Source organism: Burkholderia paludis (genome assembly GCF_000732615.1).
GTDB classification, from domain to species: Bacteria; Pseudomonadota; Gammaproteobacteria; order Burkholderiales; family Burkholderiaceae; genus Burkholderia; species Burkholderia paludis.
In genome coordinates this window covers 90,105-106,896 of the sequence record NZ_JPGL01000024.1, presented here as the reverse complement: position 1 = coordinate 106,896, position 16,792 = coordinate 90,105, and the positions used below count along the sequence as shown (strand labels likewise).

16 protein-coding genes are annotated in these 16,792 nt (G+C 67.7%); 6 read left to right on the top strand and 10 right to left on the bottom strand.

Annotation, left to right across the window (positions count from 1 at the left end; translation table 11 throughout):
- Positions 1-96: 96 nt before the first annotated feature.
- From GQ56_RS0116670 to GQ56_RS0116625, 10 genes are all read right to left on the bottom strand, one after another.
- Entirely contained in the window at positions 97-1,245 is a 1,149-nt protein-coding gene (locus GQ56_RS0116670) for a TraB/GumN family protein (protein ID WP_031399732.1), read from the bottom strand.
- Positions 1,238-2,254 (bottom strand): peptide ABC transporter ATP-binding protein, encoded by a 1,017-nt coding sequence (locus GQ56_RS0116665; RefSeq protein WP_031399731.1) that lies wholly within the window; start codon positions 2,252-2,254, stop codon positions 1,238-1,240. Before GQ56_RS0116665 ends, GQ56_RS0116670 begins: the two co-directional genes overlap by 8 nt.
- Positions 2,251-3,249 carry an ABC transporter ATP-binding protein gene (locus GQ56_RS0116660; protein ID WP_031399730.1) on the bottom strand — a complete coding sequence of 333 codons (999 nt, stop codon included), beginning with the start codon at positions 3,247-3,249 and terminating at the stop codon, positions 2,251-2,253. The genes GQ56_RS0116665 and GQ56_RS0116660 overlap by 4 nt, the downstream gene beginning before the upstream one ends.
- 1 nt (position 3,250) lies before the next feature.
- Complete coding sequence (locus GQ56_RS0116655) at positions 3,251-4,168, bottom strand: ABC transporter permease subunit (protein ID WP_031399729.1); 918 nt, start codon at positions 4,166-4,168, stop codon at positions 3,251-3,253.
- Between the two features lie 4 nt (positions 4,169-4,172).
- Positions 4,173-5,183, bottom strand: coding sequence for an ABC transporter permease subunit (locus GQ56_RS0116650; RefSeq protein ID WP_031399728.1), 1,011 nt, complete (start codon positions 5,181-5,183; stop codon positions 4,173-4,175).
- A 117-nt stretch (positions 5,184-5,300) separates the two neighbouring features.
- Entirely contained in the window at positions 5,301-6,929 is a 1,629-nt protein-coding gene (locus tag GQ56_RS0116645) for an ABC transporter substrate-binding protein (protein WP_031399727.1), read from the bottom strand.
- A 322-nt stretch (positions 6,930-7,251) separates the two neighbouring features.
- On the bottom strand, positions 7,252-8,559 hold the full coding sequence (locus tag GQ56_RS0116640; RefSeq protein ID WP_031399726.1) for an MFS transporter: 1,308 nt from the start codon (positions 8,557-8,559) through the stop codon (positions 7,252-7,254).
- A gap of 191 nt (positions 8,560-8,750) precedes the next feature.
- Positions 8,751-9,062 (bottom strand): high-potential iron-sulfur protein, encoded by a 312-nt coding sequence (locus GQ56_RS0116635; protein ID WP_031399725.1) that lies wholly within the window; start codon positions 9,060-9,062, stop codon positions 8,751-8,753.
- A 153-nt stretch (positions 9,063-9,215) separates the two neighbouring features.
- Positions 9,216-10,325 (bottom strand): NAD(P)/FAD-dependent oxidoreductase, encoded by a 1,110-nt coding sequence (locus tag GQ56_RS0116630; protein WP_031399724.1) that lies wholly within the window; start codon positions 10,323-10,325, stop codon positions 9,216-9,218.
- 144 nt (positions 10,326-10,469) lie between these two features.
- Positions 10,470-11,450, bottom strand: a complete 981-nt coding sequence (locus GQ56_RS0116625) for an AAA family ATPase (protein ID WP_031399723.1) — start codon at positions 11,448-11,450, stop codon at positions 10,470-10,472.
- Between the two features lie 228 nt (positions 11,451-11,678).
- Between GQ56_RS0116625 and GQ56_RS0116620 the strand changes: the two genes are divergently transcribed.
- The 6 genes from GQ56_RS0116620 to rqpS all read left to right on the top strand — a co-directional run bounded on the left by GQ56_RS0116620 (position 11,679) and on the right by rqpS (position 16,791).
- Positions 11,679-12,398, top strand: coding sequence for a nitroreductase (locus tag GQ56_RS0116620; protein WP_031399722.1), 720 nt, complete (start codon positions 11,679-11,681; stop codon positions 12,396-12,398).
- A gap of 146 nt (positions 12,399-12,544) precedes the next feature.
- A complete protein-coding gene (locus GQ56_RS0116615) occupies positions 12,545-13,033 on the top strand; it encodes a hypothetical protein (protein WP_031399721.1) in 489 nt (162 codons plus the stop codon).
- Positions 13,034-13,038: 5 nt separating this feature from the next.
- Entirely contained in the window at positions 13,039-13,854 is an 816-nt protein-coding gene (locus GQ56_RS0116610; RefSeq protein ID WP_031399720.1) for an endonuclease/exonuclease/phosphatase family protein, read from the top strand.
- Positions 13,855-13,916: 62 nt separating this feature from the next.
- On the top strand, positions 13,917-14,564 hold the full coding sequence (locus tag GQ56_RS0116605) for a LysE family translocator (RefSeq protein ID WP_031399719.1): 648 nt from the start codon (positions 13,917-13,919) through the stop codon (positions 14,562-14,564).
- Between the two features lie 225 nt (positions 14,565-14,789).
- Positions 14,790-15,560, top strand: coding sequence for a ferredoxin--NADP reductase (locus GQ56_RS0116600; RefSeq protein WP_031399718.1), 771 nt, complete (start codon positions 14,790-14,792; stop codon positions 15,558-15,560).
- 415 nt (positions 15,561-15,975) lie between these two features.
- Positions 15,976-16,791 (top strand): quorum system sensor histidine kinase RqpS, encoded by an 816-nt coding sequence (gene rqpS, locus GQ56_RS0116595; protein ID WP_031399717.1) that lies wholly within the window; start codon positions 15,976-15,978, stop codon positions 16,789-16,791.
- Position 16,792 lies beyond the last annotated feature (1 nt).

The window sequence follows — 16,792 nt, the reverse complement described above, 5'->3', positions numbered from 1 at the left end:
TTTTCCTTATCGAATTCCATCGCCGTACGGGCGCCGCGCGACGTGCGCGCACCGTCGATCAAACAGGGGACGATCAGCGTGCGGCGCCTTGCGCGATCAGTTCGCGTCGACCCGGTATCCTTGCTGGCGCAACAATTCGAGCACCCCGCGCGGGCCGCCCAGGTGCAGCGCGCCGATCGCGACGAACAGCGGCCGGTTCGGCGCGGCGATTGCCGTCATTCGTGCAACGAAGCGCCGGTTGCGCTCGTACACGATCTTGTTGTCGATCGACGCCGACAACACCGGGGAACGCGCGAGGCGTTCGCCCTTCGCGACGGCCCACGCCGAGATCGCGTCGGCGTCGCCAATTCGCCACAGCCGATGCAGCGCCTTGATGTCGTCGGCGTTTTGTGCGGGCGTCTGCACCATGTCCTGCGCGAGCATCTCGCGCTGCTCGGCCAGCGTGAGCCCGGTGAACGCGCGCATCTGTTCGGCGAGCGTCTCGAGCCCGATCACGCGGCCGCCCTTCTTCTTCAGGAACACGTTCTGCAGTTGCGCCTCGGTGCCGTATTCGGTCTGCAGGCCGGCCGACAGCGAATCGTAGGTCTCGACGACGAGCGCCGCGAGCCAGGGCCGCATCTTGCGGATCTCGGCGAGCGCGGCCGGGTTGCCGCGCAGGCGCGCCGCGAGCCGCTGCCACAGCGGCTCGGGCAGCAGGCGCTGCAGGCACGGATAGCGGCACACGCCGTACTTCGACACGTCATCCTGCGATTCGAGCAGGTCGTCGGGCGACAGTTCGAGCGCAAGCGTCGGCGACGCCGCGAGCGCCGCAAGGATGCGCGGCCGGAACGGCTGCGCGCTCGGATAATCGGACGGGTCGCCCGTATGCAGCGTGCCGAGCACGTAGAGCGTGACCTTGCCCTTGGTCGCGACATAGAACGGCATGCGCGCGGGCTGCATGCGCACCGAACCGCTCGCCACCGTGCCGTTCGACACGGCAGGTGCATGAAAGCCCGGCAGGCTCATGCCGGGCGGCGGGACCTGCGACGGATGAATCGGTGCGGTGGCCGGCGCGCGCCCTTCGGCACGTGCGACCTCCACGGGAACCACCAGGCCGGCAACCGCCACGCACGCGCCGGCCAGCGCCGCGCCCGTGACGGTACGCACGCTCCAGCGCCGCGCGTAGCGGTACGCGCGCATCACGCGCGCGCTGCCGGTTCCAGCACGGCGCACGCCGGACACGCGCGCCGCCAACGCTTCAGGCATTCGCCTCCCCTACCTCCTCGGCGCGATGGCAGGCCACCTGCCGGCCGTCTACCTCGCGCAGTTGCGGCTCCTCCGCACGGCAGCGCTCGACCGCATACGGGCAGCGCTGGTGAAACGCGCAGCCCGACGGCGGATTGAGCGGCGACGGCAGCTCGCCCTGCAGCTTGATCTGCGCGCGGCGGTCTTCCTCGAAGATCGCCGGCGTCGCCGACATCAGCGCACGCGTGTACGGATGGCGCGGCCGCGCGTAGATCGTCGCCTTGTCGCCCAGCTCGGCGACGCTGCCGAAGTACATCACCATCACGTCGTCCGCGACGTGCTCGACCACCGACAGGTTGTGCGAGATGAACACGTAGCTCGTCTTGAACTGCTCCTGCAGATCCATGAACAGGTTCAGGATCTGCGCCTGGATCGACACGTCGAGCGCGGACACCGGCTCGTCGGCGACGACGATGCGCGGATCGAGGATCATCGCGCGCGCGATCGCGACCCGCTGGCGCTGCCCGCCCGAGAACATGTGCGGATAGCGCTTCGCGTGCTCCGGCCGCAGGCCGACCGTGCGCATGATCTGCGCGATGCGCTGCGCGCGCTCGGCGGCCGTCAGGGTCGCGTTGATCTCGAGCGGCTCGCCGAGCGTCTGCTCGACGGTCTTGCGCGGGTTCAGCGACGCGAACGGGTTCTGGAACACCATCTGCACGCGGCGGCGCAGGTCGGCAACCGTATCGCGGCTCGCGCCGGCCACGTTCTTGCCGTCGATCGTCAGGCTGCCCGACGTGGGCGTCTCGATCATCGTGAGCTGGCGCGCGAGCGTCGACTTCCCGCAGCCCGACTCGCCGACGACGGCGAGCGTCTTGCCGCGCTTCAGCGAAAACGACACGCCGTTCAGCGCCTTCACGGTGCCCTGCCCGAACATCCCGCGCTTGACCGAATAGTGCTTCGCGAGGCCGTCGGCCACCAGCACGGCTTCCTCGTCGTGCGGTACGCGAGGCGTTTGATTGACTGCGTTCATCGTGCGCCTCCCGTCAGGTCGAGGTTGGAAACATTGAGCGGCTTGATGCAGCGTGCGCGCATCGCGTCGTTGCCGGCCACCAGCGTGTCGAGCGCCGGCCGCGCCTTGCGGCAATCGTCGCCGACGTACTTGCAGCGCGGCGCGAACAGGCACCCGGACGGGCGATCATCGCGGCCCGGCACCATGCCCGGCAATGCGGCAAGGCGACGCGCCCCCTTATTGTGCTCGGGAATCGCGGCCAGCAGCGCTTCGGTGTACGGATGATGCGGCGCGCGGAAGATCTCGGGCACGCGGTTGGTCTCGATCACCTCGCCCGCGTACATCACCGCCACGCGCTGCGCGACCTCCGACACCACGGCCAGATCGTGCGAGATCAGGACGAGCGCCATCCCGCGCTCCTTCTGCAGCTTCACGAGCAGATCCATGATCTGCGCCTGGATCGTCACGTCGAGCGCGGTGGTCGGCTCGTCGGCGATCAGCAGCTTCGGATTGCACGCGACCGCCATCGCGATCATCACGCGCTGGTTCATCCCGCCCGACATCTGGTGCGGGAACGACGCGATGCGGTTCTTCGCGTCGGGAATGCCGACCTGGTCGAGCAGCTCGAGCGCGCGCCGGTGCAGCGCGTCGCCGCGCAGCCCTTCGTGCAGCTTCAGCACTTCCTTGATCTGGTAGCCGACCGTGTAGCTCGGGTTCAGGCTCGTCAGCGCGTCCTGGAACACCATCGCGATGTCCTTGCCGACGATCTTGCGGCGCGCCTTCGGCGACGCCTTCAGCAGGTCGACGCCGTTGAACGTCACCTCGTCGGCCGTCACCTTGCCCGGCGCGTCGATCAGGCCCATCAGCGCCATCATCGTCACGCTCTTGCCCGAGCCCGATTCGCCGACGACGCCCACCACCTCGCCCGGCGCGATCGACAGGTTGATCCGGTCGACGGCGGGCAGGCCGTTGAAGTTCACCGCGAGATTGCGGATGGTCAGAAGATTGTCGCTCATGTCAGGCCATCCGTTTCAGTTTGGGATCGAGCGCGTCACGCAGCCCGTCGCCGAGCAGGTTGATCGCGAGCACCGAAATCAGGATCGACAGGCCCGGCATCGTCACGATCCACCACGCGTTGTCGATGTAGTCGCGCGCGGACGCGAGCATCGCGCCCCACTCGGCGGTCGGCGGCTGCACGCCGAGGCCGAGGAAGCCGAGCGCGGCCGCGTCGAGGATCGCCGACGAGAAGCCGAGCGTCGCCTGCACGATCAGCGGCGCCGTGCAGTTGGGCAGCACCTGCGAGAACATCAGGCGCAGCGTGCCGGCGCCGGCCACGCGCGACGCCGTCACGTACTCCTTCTGCAGCTCGCCGAGCGCCGATGCGCGCGTGAGACGCACATAGGCCGGCAGCGCGACGATCGCGATCGCGAACATCGTGTTGGTGAGGCCCGGGCCGATGATCGCGACGACCGCGACCGCGAGCAGCAGCGACGGCAGCGCGAGCAGCACGTCCATGATGCGCATCACGGGCGTGTCGGCCCACTTCTGGAAGAACGCGGCGACGAGCCCGAGCACGATGCCGGGGATCAGCGCGAGCACGACCGACACGAAGCCGATCCAGAACGACATCCGCGCGCCGAACATCAGGCGCGAGAGGATGTCGCGGCCTGCTTCGTCGGTGCCGAGGACGAATTTCCAGTTGCCGCCGTCGAGCCAGGCGGGCGGGATTTTCACGTAGTCGCGGTATTGCTCGACCGGGCTGTGCGGCGCGAGCAGCGGCGCGAGCAGCGCGACCAGGATCAGCACGAGCACGACGATGCCGGCGCCGACGGCGCCGCGGTTGCGCGAGAAGTTGGCCCAGAACTCGCGCAGCGCGAGCGTACGGCCGCCGGCCGGCGCGGATTCGGTCGGCAGGGTGTTTTGCAGATTGCTCATGGGATTACCTCGTGTGGCGGATGCGCGGATTCAGCACGCCGTACAGCAGGTCGACGACCAGGTTCACGACGATCACGAGCGTCGCGATCAGCAGGATGCCGCCCTGCACGACCGGATAGTCGCGACGGCCGATCGCATCGATCAGCCACTTGCCGACCCCGGGCCACGAAAAGAGCGTCTCGGTCAGCACCGCGCCCGCGAGCAGCGTGCCGATCTGCAGGCCGATCACGGTGACGACCGGGATCAGCGCGTTGCGCAGCGCATGCACGACGACCACGCGCGCGGGCGACAGCCCCTTCGCGCGGGCCGTGCGGATGTAGTCCTCGCGCAGCACTTCGAGCATCGACGAGCGCGTCATCCGCGCGATCACCGCGAGCGGGATCGTGCCGAGCACGATCGCGGGCAGGATCAGGTGGCTGACCGCCGACTTGAACGAGCCTTCGTCAGGCGCGAGCAGCGCGTCGATCAGCATGAAGCCCGTCGGATGCGGGAAGTCGTATTCGACCGCGATGCGCCCCGACACGGGCGTCCAGCCGAGGTATGACGAAAACACCATGATGAGGATCAGCCCCCACCAGAAGATCGGCATCGAGTAGCCGGTCAGCGCGGTGCCCATCACGCCGTGGTCGACGATCGAGCCGCGCCGCAGCGCGGCGATCACGCCGGCCGGCAGGCCGAGCGCGAGCGCGAACACCAGCGCGCACAGCGACAGTTCGACGGTCGCCGGGAAGCGCGCGAAGAACTCGCCCGCGACGCTCGTGTTGGTGATGATCGACGTGCCGAGGTCGCCGTGCAGCGCGCGGCCGATGTAGTGGAGGTACTGCACCGGCAGCGGCTGGTCGAGCCCGAGGCGTTTCATCGCCTCCGCGTGCATCGCGGGATCGACGCCGCGCTCGCCCATCATCACTTCGATGGGGTCGCCCGGTATCAGGTGAATCAGCGCAAACGCCAGGATGGTGATGCCGATGAAGGTCGGGATCACCATGCCCACGCGGCGCAACACGAATGTGAACATGATGCGTCTCGTATTTTCTTGTGGGAAATGTGCGACCGGCGACGGGAAGCTCGTGGCCGCCCGCCGCCGGATGAGTTAGCCGGTCTCGGTCTTCGTAGACAGCTTACGCCGGTCGTATTACTTCACGCCGACACCGTCGAAGCGCGCATAGCCAAGCGGCTCGATGCGCATGTCGACCACGTTCTTGCGCACCGGCTGGTAGACCGTCGAGTTCGCGATCGGCGAGAACGGCAGCTGCTGCGCGAAGATCTGCTGGGCCTGCGTGTAGAGCTTCGTGCGCGCGTCCTGGCCCGTCGTCGTGCGGCCCTTCTGGACCAGCTCGTCGAACGGCTTGTAGCACCAGTGCGAGAAGTTGTTGCCCTTGATCGCCTCGCAGCCGAGCAGCGTGCCGAGCCAGTTGTCCGGGTCGCCGTTGTCGCCCGTCCAGCCGATCAGCATCGTGTCCTGCTCGCCCGCATGCGCGCGCTTGATGTACTCGCCCCACTCGTACGTGACGATCTTCGCCTTCACGCCGATCTTCGCCCAGTCGGCCTGGATCATCTCGGCCATCAGGCGGCCGTTCGGGTTGTACGCGCGCTGCACCGGCATCGCCCACAGCGTGATGTCGAAGCCGTTCGGGAAGCCGGCCTTCGCGAGCAGCGCCTTCGCCTTCGCGGTGTCGTACGCGGCCATCTTCAGGTTCTTGTCGTACGACCATTGGGTCGGCGGCATCGGCGCGGTCGCGGCCTGGCCGGCGCCCTGGTAGACGGATTCGAGGATCGCCTTCTTGTTGATCGCCATGTCGAGCGCCTGGCGCACCTCGAGCTTGTCGACCGGCTTGTGCTCGACGTTGTACGCGAGATAGCCGAGGTTGAAGCCCGCCTGCGACGGCATGTCGACGCCCGGATCGGCCTTCAGCGTGGCGATGTCGGCCGGACGCGGATAGCTCATCACCTGGCATTCGTTGCGCTTGATCTTCTGCACGCGCACGCCCGGATCGGGCGTGATCGAGAAGATCAGCTTCGAGATCTTCACTTCGCCCTTCTTCCAGTAATCAGGATTGCCGTCGAACCGGATCGTCGCGTCCTTCGTGTAGCTGCGGAAGATGAACGGGCCCGTGCCGATCGGCTTCTGGTTGATGTCGGCGGCGCGGCCGGCCTTCATCAGCTGGTCGCCGTATTCGGCCGACAGGATCGACGCGAATTCCATCGCCATGTTCTGGATGAACGGCGCATTCGGCTCGGCCAGCGTGAACGTCACGGTGTACGGATCGACCTTATCGATCTTCGTGATCAGCTTGTCGAGGCCCATGTCGGTGAAGTACGGGAACGACACCGGGTACGCCTTGCGGAACGCCTGGTTCGGGTCGAGCATGCGCTGGAACGTGAACAGCACGTCGTCCGCGTTGAATTCACGCGTCGGCTTGAAGAAGTCGGTCGTATGGAACTTCACGCCGTGGCGCAGGTGGAACGTGTACACCTTGCCGTCGGACGATACGTCCCACTTCTCCGCGAGGCCCGGCTCGACCTTCGTGCCGCCGCGCTCGAATTCGACGAGGCGGTTATAGACCGTGAACGTGGCGGCAGTGAAGTCCACGCCGGTCGTGAATTGCGCGGAATCGAAACCCGCCGGGCTGCCTTCTGAGCAGTAGACGAGCGTTTTGTTCGGAATCTGTGCGAATGCAGAGCCCGCGACGCCGAGCGATGCCGCTGCCACGCCTGCAATGGCGGTAACACGCAGGGTGTGCAACAGACGGTTGTATTCCATGTTTCCTCCAGGTCTCCAGATCGGAACCGGCCCGCCAGGGGCCGGCGTACGCGGATATTACTTGAGCTAACGATGTGGCAACAAGCCGGAGAAAAAACTCTTCCAGATGCACCCGCACGGGTTTTTGCCGATGTTTGGTGTGGGTAAAAAATGCGAAAAAACGCGCGCGAGCGACAATTCCGTTCATTCTGCGCAAGTTTCGTTCGACGAGTAAACAAATCGGGCGCGAACACGGCGGTTCGGCGCGCCGTTTTAGCGGATTCGGCCAGACATCATTGCGTTTTACGAAACTATCCGATGACCGTTTTGCACTGGTGCGGCGTCACGCCGGCGCGTCCAGATCGGCGCTGCGCGCCGGCACGCATGCAACCGCGACGATCGACAGCGCGAGCCCCGCCATCACGTAGTAGGTTGGCGCGAGCGGCGTCCCCGTGACCTTGATCAGCCACGTGACGATGAACTGCCCGAAGCCGCCGAACAGCATCACCGCGACGTTGTACGCGATCGACAGCCCGGTCGAGCGCACGTTGGCCGGGAACAGCTCGGCGATCATCGCGCCGAACGGCCCGAAATAACCCGCGAGCGTCACCGACAGCACCGCCTGCACCGCGATCAGCCGCGCGATGCTCGGCCCGGCGTCGAGCCACGCGAACAGCGGATAGATCAGCACGAGCGTCAGCGCCAGCGACCACAGCGACAGCCCCTTGCGGCCGATGCGGTCCGACCAGGCGCCCGTGACCGGCGACAGCACCGTCAGCAGCAGGTTGCCGATGATCACCGCGTAGAACGATTCCGCATACGGCAGCTTCAGCTGCTTGACCGCGAAGGTCGGCAGATAGCTGATCAGCACGTAGATCGTCACCGTCAGCGCGATCACCGAGCCGAGCCCGCACAGCACCTCGCGCGGGTGGCGCGTGAACACGTCGCCGAGCGTCGCGCGGCGCGCGTTCTGCCGCGCATGCAGGAACGCCTCGGAATCGGCGAGATGGCGGCGGATGTAGAAACCGATCGGGCCGATCACGAGCCCGAGGATGAACGGCACGCGCCAGCCCCAGCTGTGCAGCGCTTCGTGCGACAGCCCGCGCGTGACGGCCGCGCCGACGAGCGCGCCGATCAGCAGCGCGGCCGCCTGGCTCGCCATCTGCCAACTGCCGTAGAAGCCGCGTTTCGAGAACGGCGCGGCCTCGATCAGCAGCGCCGTCGCGCTGCCGAATTCGCCGCCCGCGGAGAAGCCCTGCAGCAGCCGGCCGAGCACGATCAGGAGCGGGCCGCCGATGCCGACCGCCGCATAGGTCGGCGCGACCGCGAGCAGGAAGATGCCGGCCGTCATCAGCAAGATCACGAGCGACAGGGCGGCCTTGCGGCCGGCGCGATCCGCATACAGCCCGAACACGATGCCGCCGATCGGGCGCATCAGGAACGCGACGCCGAAGGTCGCGGTGGTCAGCAGCAGCGACGAGTATTCGCTGGAGGTCGGGAAGAACAGCTCGGCGATCACGACCGTCATGAGGCCGAACACCGTGAAGTCGTACCACTCGAGTGCATTGCCGATCACGGCGGCCGCCACCGCGCGCCGGTTCAGCGCACGCTCGGGACGGATCGTTTTCGTTGAGTTCGCAATCGTCGCCATGCGTGCCTCGTCCTCGTCGGTTCGCCGTGTCGGGCGACGCGCCGCGCGGGGTGCCCGCGGCGCGCCGGTTTGCAGCGAGTGTAGAAAGCGGCGGAACCGTTTTCAAGCAATAAAAAACGCCCGCCGTCTTTCGACGGCGAGCGTTTCGCGGTTTCCGCCACGATGCGGCATCGCACGATGCCGCACGGGCCTCAACCCATCTTCGAGAAGGCGCTGCACCAGCCCTTCGCCGACACCTGCTTGCCGGGGAAGGCGCCGCACGGGCCCGAGGTCGAGCCCTTCTTGCCCTGGTACAGCATGCAGGCCGCGCAATCCTGGCCCGCCGCGTATTTCGGATACTTCGTCTTGTCGACCTTCGTGGCGTCGGCCTTGTAGCCGAGCGCCGCCGCGGTCGGATCGGATTCCGACAGCAGCGGCGCATCGGCCAGCGCCTCGCGCGACAGCGCCAGCGCGGACACGACACCGACGCTCGTAATCAGGAAACTCCGACGGGATGTTTTCATGGGGGACTCGCTCCAACGTTATCGGTTTGAAAGCTGTTCTGGCGACAGCCGTTCGACAGCATAACGCTCATGCGAATGACTGTGCGCCCCGAAATGCCGGAGATAAGGAATTTCACACGGCCGTCACGCGCGGCCGCGCATCACCGCGGCGCATCACCGGTAGGCGGTCATCTCGCCTACCCGCTGCGCGAGCGCGAGCGACGCGGTGAGCCCCGGCGACTCGATGCCGAACAGGTTCACGAGCCCGCGCACGCCATGCTGCGCGACGCCCTGCACGATGAAGTCGGCCGGCGGCTCGCCGGGCCCCGCGACCTTCGGCCGGATGCCCGCGTACGCGGGCTGCAGCGCATCGTCGGGCAGCTCCGGCCAGAACGTGCGGATCGATGTGTAGAACGCGGCCGCGCGCGCCGGATCGACTTCGTAGCGCAGCGCGTCGCACCACTCGACATCCGGGCCGAAGCGCGCCTGCCCCGCGAGATCGAGCGTCAGGTGCACGCCGAGCCCCGAGCGGTCGGGCATCGGGTAGATCAGGTGCGAAAACGGCGCGCGGCCCGACAGGCTGAAGTAGTTGCCGCGCGCCAGGTAGAGCGGCGGCACCCAGCGCGGATCGAGGCCGCGCGTGCGACGCGCCAGCGCCTGCGCGCCGAGGCCCGCGCTGTTGATCACGCACGCGGCCTCGATCTCGGCCGGTGCGTCGCCGCCCGTCCGCACGACGAAGCGGCCGCCGCGCAGCACGTCGATCGATTCGACCGGGGATTTCAGCGCGCACACGGCGCCGTCGCGCTCCGCGTCGCCGAGCAGCGCGAGCATCAGCTGGTGGCTGTCGACGATGCCGGTGGACGGCGAGAACAGCGCTTCCACGCATTCGAGCGCGGGCTCGAGGGTCTGCGCCTCGGCGCGCGTGAGCGGCAGCAGGTCGAGCACGCCGTTTTCGGTCGCGCGCGCGGCGATCGCCTTCAGATGTTTCACCTGCGCGGCGCTCGTCGCGACGAGCAGCTTGCCCGCGCGCCGGTGCGGCACGTGATGCGTTTCGCAGAACTCGTACAGCAGGTCGCGCCCGTGCACGCACGACAGCGCCTTCAACGACCCGCGCGGATAGTAGAGGCCGGCATGAATCACTTCGCTGTTGCGCGAACTCGTGCCCGTGCCGATCGCATCGGCCGCCTCGAGTACGATCGTTTCGCGTCCGCGCGCGGCCAGTTCGCGTGCAATCGCCAGACCGACGACGCCCGCGCCGATCACGACACAATCCATCTGCTCCATGACGTTTCGCGCCGCTAGCGCGTCGAGGGGAGAGATAAGAATTGTACGTCCCGGTTCACCCGCTTGCCGAGCGGATGCGCGTGCGGCGCAACGATACCGCGCACGGCGCGGCGCGCGCAGCCCGCCGCCGCGCGCGCCGCCCGGTCAGAAGCCGATCGGCCGGCGCTTCGCGGCGCCCTCGTCGGCGCGGATGTCGCGCGGCCCGATCGCGTCGCGGCCGTCGAGCCGCGCGGCGCCGAATGCGTGCAGCAGCGCGCGGCGCATCGTGCGCGGCGGCGTCGCGGCCAGCACGTCGAGCGCATCGTCGCCGAGCGTGTCGGGGAAGCGCCGCCCCCACGCGTGCGACGTGCGGATCTCGTCGTAGATCGTCTGCGCGATCCGGCGCGCGCCGGCCGCATCGGGCGGCGCGATCTCGTACACGTTCATCCGGTTGAGCAGCGGTTCCGGAATCGCCTGCGCGTCGTTCGCGGTCGCGATCCAGATCACGTTGCCCGCATCGATCGGCACTTCCGCGAATTCGTCGACGAAGGCCCGCGCGGTGTCGTGCTCGAGCAACGCATACAGCGCGCCGAGCGGATCGTATTGCGCATCGCTGCCGGCCTTGTCGATCTCGTCGACCGCGATCACCGGGTTCGCATAGCTGCCGTTCACGAGCGCGTCGAATACCTTGCCGGGCTTCGCGTTCTTCCATTGCGACGAAGCGCCCGACAGGATCCAGCCGGCCGTCAGCGAACTCATCGGCACGTAGTGGTACGCGGTGCCGAGCAGTTGCGCGAGCGCCTTCGCGAAATGCGTCTTGCCGATGCCGGGCGGCCCGAGCAGCAGGATCGGCATCAGTTCGAGCCGGTCGTCCGTTTCGAGACACAGCGCGACCTGCTTGCGCACGTCATCGAGCGGCTCCGTGAAATTGGGCAATGCGTCGCCGAGCGCGTCGAACGACGGCATCCGGTTCGGCTTCACGCAGAAGCGCAGATTGCCCGTCTTGAGCATCTTCTCGTAGGTGGCGCGCAGTGCGTCGCTCGCACTCTCGTTCAGGTCGCTCAACGCCGTCTCGACCTGTTCGAGGTCGTACACCGTGCTGAAGGACGCCACCGCCAGTTCCTGTTTCACCATCGCCGTCGTCATACCAACCTCGCTGCCGCTTGCCGTCGCACAACCATCAGACCCTTACGATTTCAGTGTAGCGGGCCCGCATCGCCGCGCAAGCGAGCAGCCGCGCGCGTCTGCTGCTAACACCGGAGCGCGCTGCACGCCGGCGCGGCACGGCGTATGATCGTCGGTTGACCCGCCCGCCGCGCCGGCTTCGCCGGCCACGACCGCGCGGCGGGTCGCGCCCGCTCCGAAGGTATGCCGATGTCCGTTCCCGCCGCTTCCCCGCGCATCGACGCCGATGCGATCGACGCCGTCGACACCGCGCTCACGTCGCGCCGCGCGATCCGCGCGTTCCTGCCCACGCCGGTGGCGCGCGACACGCTCGAGGCGATCCTCGAAGCCGCCAGCCGCGCGCCGTCGGGCACCAACATCCAGCCGTGGCGCGTGTACGTCGCGACGGGCGCCACGCGCGATGCGCTCGCCGCCGCGCTCACCGCCGCTCACGACGATCCCGCGCGCGACGAGAAATACGTCGCCGAGTACGACTACTACCCGCGCGAATGGGTGTCGCCGTATCTCGAGCGGCGCCGCAAGGTCGGCTGGGACCTGTACGGCCTGTTGAACATCGCCCGCGACGAGAAAGCCCGCATGCACGCGCAGCACGCGCGCAACTTCCGTTTCTTCGACGCCCCCGTCGCGCTGTTCTTCACGCTCGAGCGCATCATGACCCACGGCGCATGGCTCGATTGCGGCATGTTCCTGCAGGGCGTGATGACGGCCGCCCGCGCACGCGGGCTCGACACGTGCCCGCAGGCGGCATTCGTGCCGTTTCACCGGATCGTCGCCGAACACCTCGGCATTCCCGCCAACGAACAGCTCGTCTGCGGCATGTCGCTCGGCCATGCGGACCCCGCCGCGATCGAGAACCGTCTCGTCACCGAGCGCGCGCCGGTCGCCGAGTTCGCCCGCTTCTTCGCTTGAAAACGCATGACGCGGCCCTACCTTTTCAACATGCGTGCATCGCGCGGCAAAGCCGGCGCGGCGCGCCCCGCCGCATCGCGATCGAAATCGATCGGGCGTAAGATGTACGTTCGTTCCCCGCTATTGCGCATTTCCGGAGACGTTTCATGCTGAAACACGGCCTGGCCGTCCTGCTCGCGAGCATCGCGCTCGCCGCCCATGCGCAGAGCCCCGCGCCGGCCTCCGTCGCATGGGAGATCCAGGTGGTGCGCGACGGCCAGACGATCGACACGTTCCAGCAGCACACCACCGTCGGCCAGACCCGCACCGATACCCATCGCTATCCGTCCGCCGTGCCGGTCGGTTGCGGCAACGCCGCCCGCGTCGTGCCGACCGAGCGCTCGCGCGCGGTGACGGTCGCGCCGCTCGCGGTCGACGCCGGCGCGAATACGGTCTCGCTCGCGCTCGACGTGCAGGAAACGCTCGACGACGAAAGCGCGACGCGCAGCGATCCGTGCGTGCCGGCCTCGCCGCGGCAAATCGTCGCGAGCCACCCCGGCTTGACGGTCGGCGGCGACGCATGGACGGACTGGACGCTCGTCGAGCAGCGCCCGCATCTCGTGTACCGCGTGCGTGCGCGCGTCGCGCAGGATTGAACGTCATGTCCGCCGACGCCCTGTCCCTGCCGTTCGCCGAACCGCACGCCGCGCCCGACGAAATCACCGCGGTGAGCTGGAACCTGCACAAGGGCCGCTCGCCGCTCGGCTTCACCGCGTGGAACGCGATGCGCAACTGGATGCAGTCGACGCACGCCGACGTGTATTTCCTGCAGGAAGCGATGGCGCGCCGCATGCCGCGCCCCGTGCTCGCGCCGCGCTTCGGCGCGCCGATGGACGATGCGGTCGACGACGTGTGGCATTGCCAGGCCACCGAGATCGCGCATGCGCTCGACTGGCAGATCGCCCTCGGGCCGAACGTGTTCAAGCCGTCGTGGCGGCACGGCAATGCGATCCTGTCGCCGCATCCGCTCGACCTCGGCGGCCGCTGGGACATCTCCGCGCACCGCTTCGAGCGGCGCGGGCTGCTGGTCGCGCGCGCGACGCTCGCCGGCGCGCGTCCCGTCACGCTGCTGTGCGCGCACCTCGCGCTCACGCGGGCCGCGCGGCTGCGCCAGATGCACTGGATCGCGCACTGGATCGTGCGCAACGCGGGCGACGGCCCGCTGATGCTCGCCGGCGATTTCAACGACTGGCGCAACGATTCGGTCGCGCTGTTCGGCGAGATCGGACTCTCCGAGGTCGCGACGCTGCTCGGCGAATCGGGCCGCACGTTCCCCGCGTTCTCGCCGGCGCTCGCGCTCGACAAGATGTTCGTGCGCGGGCTGACGCCGCTCGAATGGCGCGCGCCGTCCGGCGAGGCCGCGTGGCTGTCGGATCACCTGCCGTACATCGCGCGCCTGCGCCTCGATCCGCCGTAACGCCGCGCTCCGGTCGCGCGGCGCGCTACCATTCGGGGCTCGCCCATTCCGCCCGCGCCGCCATGACCTACCTGCCGATCCTGTTGCAAATCGCCGTCGTCTATCTCGTCGCCGCGATTACGCCCGGCCCGAATTTCTTCATGATCTCGCAATTGTCGCTCGCGGGCCGGCGCAGCCTCGGCGCCGCGTCGGCGCTCGGCGTCGGCACCGCGTCGCTGGCATGGGCGACGCTCGCGATGCTCGGTCTAGCGGCCGTGCTGCACCAGGTCGAATGGCTGTACGAGGCGATCCGGATCGGCGGCGCGCTGTATCTCGTGTATTTCGGCATCAAGCTGCTGCGCGCGGGCGTGCGCCGCGACGCGGCGCCGGCCGGCGCGCCCGACGAACCCGCGCCGCTGGCTGCGCCGCACGCGCGCGACTACCTGCGCGCCTATCGCAGCGGCCTGTTCACCTGCCTCACGAACCCGAAATCGTGCGCGTTCTGGACCAGCGTGTTCGCGGCGATGCTGCCCGCGCACGTGCCGCTGTGGTTCAACGGCGCGGTGCTGGTGACGATCGGCGTGCTGTCGGCGGGCTGGTATTCGTGCGTCGCGTACCTGTTCGCCAGCCCGCGCGCGCAGCGCGGCTACCGGCGCGTGCGGCGTCCGCTCGACGCGCTGTGCGGCGTGGCGCTCGTCGGCCTCGGCGCAAAACTCGCGGCCGATCGATGAAAGACAATTGAAAGAATGCGTTGCGCCAAATCCGCGCAGCCTCGGTGGTCAAGCCCGCGATCGGTGCCAACAGGGTAAAATAATGAATTCCTCAATCGTCTGTCATCGAGAAGGCGCGTGTCAGGCGCGCCGGCCGGCCGATCCGCGATCGGGCCGTCGCACTCGGTTTTTGCCCGTTTTGGGGCCCGTTACTCGCGTTCGCTACGCGCGTCCGTTTTCAAAGCCATGAGCAAATACGACACCGCCACCGTTCAATCCGTCCATCACTGGACCGACACGCTGTTCAGCTTCACCTGCACCCGCGAGGCGGGCCTGCGCTTCAACAACGGCGAATTCACGATGGTCGGCCTCGAGGTCGACGGCAAGCCGCTCGCGCGCGCCTATTCGATCGTCAGCCCGAACTACGAAGAGCATCTCGAATTCTTCAGCATCAAGGTGCAGGACGGCCCGCTGACGTCGCGCCTGCAGCACCTGAAGGTGGGCGACACGGTGCTGATCGGCAAGAAGCCGACGGGCACGCTGGTCGCCGACAACCTGCTGCCGGGCAAGACGCTGTGGATGCTGTCGACGGGCACGGGCCTCGCGCCGTTCATGTCGATCATCCGCGATCCGGACATCTACGAACGCTTCGACAAGGTGGTCCTGACGCACACGTGCCGCCTGAAGGGCGAGCTCGCGTACATGGACTACATCAAGCACGACCTGCCGGGCCACGAGTACCTCGGCGACATCATCAAGGAAAAGCTCGTCTACTACCCGACGGTCACGCGCGAAGCGTTCGACAACGAAGGCCGGATCACCGACCTGATCGCGACGGGCAAGCTGTTCACCGATCTCGACGTCCCGCCGTTCTCGCCGGAAAACGACCGCGTGATGCTGTGCGGCAGCACCGCGATGCTGAAGGACACGACCGACCTGCTGAAGCAGGCCGGCCTCGTCGAAGGCAAGAACAGCGCACCGGGCCACTACGTGATCGAACGCGCATTCGTCGACTGATCCGCCCCTAAATTTGTGCCACATCAAGAACCGGAGTGAAAGCTCCGGTTTTTTTTCATCCGGGCTTGGCGAATTAGTAACAAGCTGGGACCATCGCATCTCAAATAGTTACATTTTGATACGTCAGCGTCCGGCGCTTGCGCGTCAGTGTTTTTCCTACAACACGTTCGCGCCAATCACTCACATTTACCCTTAAATGTCCGCCCGACATGACCTTTTCAGAAATTTTGAGATATTATTCGCCGCGCGTGGTTGACGTTTGGATGAGAGTGGAAGGGTCGGATGCAAGTGTTACAAGACGTAACTTTTGTTACCTCGGCAGGGGGCGATTCTCTGGCGGCGACCGTCATCGAAACGGCAGCCGATCCACGCAGCCAGCCGGTGTCTGAACCGCTTTCTGACAGCAGGGAGAGTCATGGATACGTCGCTTAGCGCACCCCGGGGCGCTCACGCCCCGTTCCCATCGCAGCAGCGCGTACAAGGCTGCGCCGCCACTCCGCCCATTGCCGACGTCGCGTCCGCACGCGACGCCTCCGCCGCGCGGATCGCAGCGCTGTCCGCCCAATTGCTTGCCGCCGACGAAGCAGCGCGCCGCCATCTGGCCGGCGAGCTGCATGACGGACTCGGCGCCGAACTCACCGCTGCTCGTTTCGCGCTCGCAAACGTTCAAACGTGGCTGCCGGCCGATGCGCCGGACGGCTGCCTGCGTGCGCTGGAGCTGGCGCAGCAGGCGCTCGACGCCGCAACCGACGCGAACCGCCGGCTGATCGACGAACGCGATACGCCCGCACTCGACGCGGGCGTCGTCGGCGCGCTGTCGTCGTGGGTCGACAGCCACGCGACGCGCACCGGCCTGCGCACGAGCTTTGTCTGCGCGGCCGACGCACGCCTGACGCAGATTGCCGGCGCCAGCGCGCTCGCGGTGTTACGCGTCGCGCAGGAAGCGTTGTCGAACGTCGCGAAGCACGCGCGCGCCGCGTCGGTCGACGTGCGGATCGCGACCGACGGCACCCACCTGTCATTGATCGTCTCCGACGATGGTACCGGTTTCTCGCGAAGCCGCCGCACCGGCTACGGCCTTGCGGGCATGCGTGCCCGCTGCGAGGCGTTCGGCGGCAGCTTCGACGCGAGCACCCCGGAAGCCGGCCGCGGCACGCGCATCACCGCACGCTTCGCGTGGGATTCGCTGCTCGCGGTGCCGGTCGCGGCCCGCCGCGCATCGCTTTCGTGAG

Coding starts and splice junctions, on each gene's coding strand:
- GQ56_RS0116615 (WP_031399721.1), top strand. CDS start 12,545: ATGCTGAAACACGGCCTGGCCGTCCTGCTCGCGAGCATCGCGCTCGCC.
- GQ56_RS0116665 (WP_031399731.1), bottom strand. CDS start 2,254: ATGAACGCAGTCAATCAAACGCCTCGCGTACCGCACGACGAGGAAGCC.
- GQ56_RS0116610 (WP_031399720.1), top strand. CDS start 13,039: ATGTCCGCCGACGCCCTGTCCCTGCCGTTCGCCGAACCGCACGCCGCG.
- GQ56_RS0116645 (WP_031399727.1), bottom strand. CDS start 6,929: ATGGAATACAACCGTCTGTTGCACACCCTGCGTGTTACCGCCATTGCA.
- GQ56_RS0116630 (WP_031399724.1), bottom strand. CDS start 10,325: ATGGAGCAGATGGATTGTGTCGTGATCGGCGCGGGCGTCGTCGGTCTG.
- GQ56_RS0116670 (WP_031399732.1), bottom strand. CDS start 1,245: ATGCCTGAAGCGTTGGCGGCGCGCGTGTCCGGCGTGCGCCGTGCTGGA.
- GQ56_RS0116635 (WP_031399725.1), bottom strand. CDS start 9,062: ATGAAAACATCCCGTCGGAGTTTCCTGATTACGAGCGTCGGTGTCGTG.
- GQ56_RS0116625 (WP_031399723.1), bottom strand. CDS start 11,450: ATGACGACGGCGATGGTGAAACAGGAACTGGCGGTGGCGTCCTTCAGC.
- GQ56_RS0116655 (WP_031399729.1), bottom strand. CDS start 4,168: ATGAGCAATCTGCAAAACACCCTGCCGACCGAATCCGCGCCGGCCGGC.
- GQ56_RS0116620 (WP_031399722.1), top strand. CDS start 11,679: ATGTCCGTTCCCGCCGCTTCCCCGCGCATCGACGCCGATGCGATCGAC.
- GQ56_RS0116600 (WP_031399718.1), top strand. CDS start 14,790: ATGAGCAAATACGACACCGCCACCGTTCAATCCGTCCATCACTGGACC.
- GQ56_RS0116650 (WP_031399728.1), bottom strand. CDS start 5,183: ATGTTCACATTCGTGTTGCGCCGCGTGGGCATGGTGATCCCGACCTTC.
- GQ56_RS0116605 (WP_031399719.1), top strand. CDS start 13,917: ATGACCTACCTGCCGATCCTGTTGCAAATCGCCGTCGTCTATCTCGTC.
- GQ56_RS0116640 (WP_031399726.1), bottom strand. CDS start 8,559: ATGGCGACGATTGCGAACTCAACGAAAACGATCCGTCCCGAGCGTGCG.
- rqpS (WP_031399717.1), top strand. CDS start 15,976: ATGGATACGTCGCTTAGCGCACCCCGGGGCGCTCACGCCCCGTTCCCA.
- GQ56_RS0116660 (WP_031399730.1), bottom strand. CDS start 3,249: ATGAGCGACAATCTTCTGACCATCCGCAATCTCGCGGTGAACTTCAAC.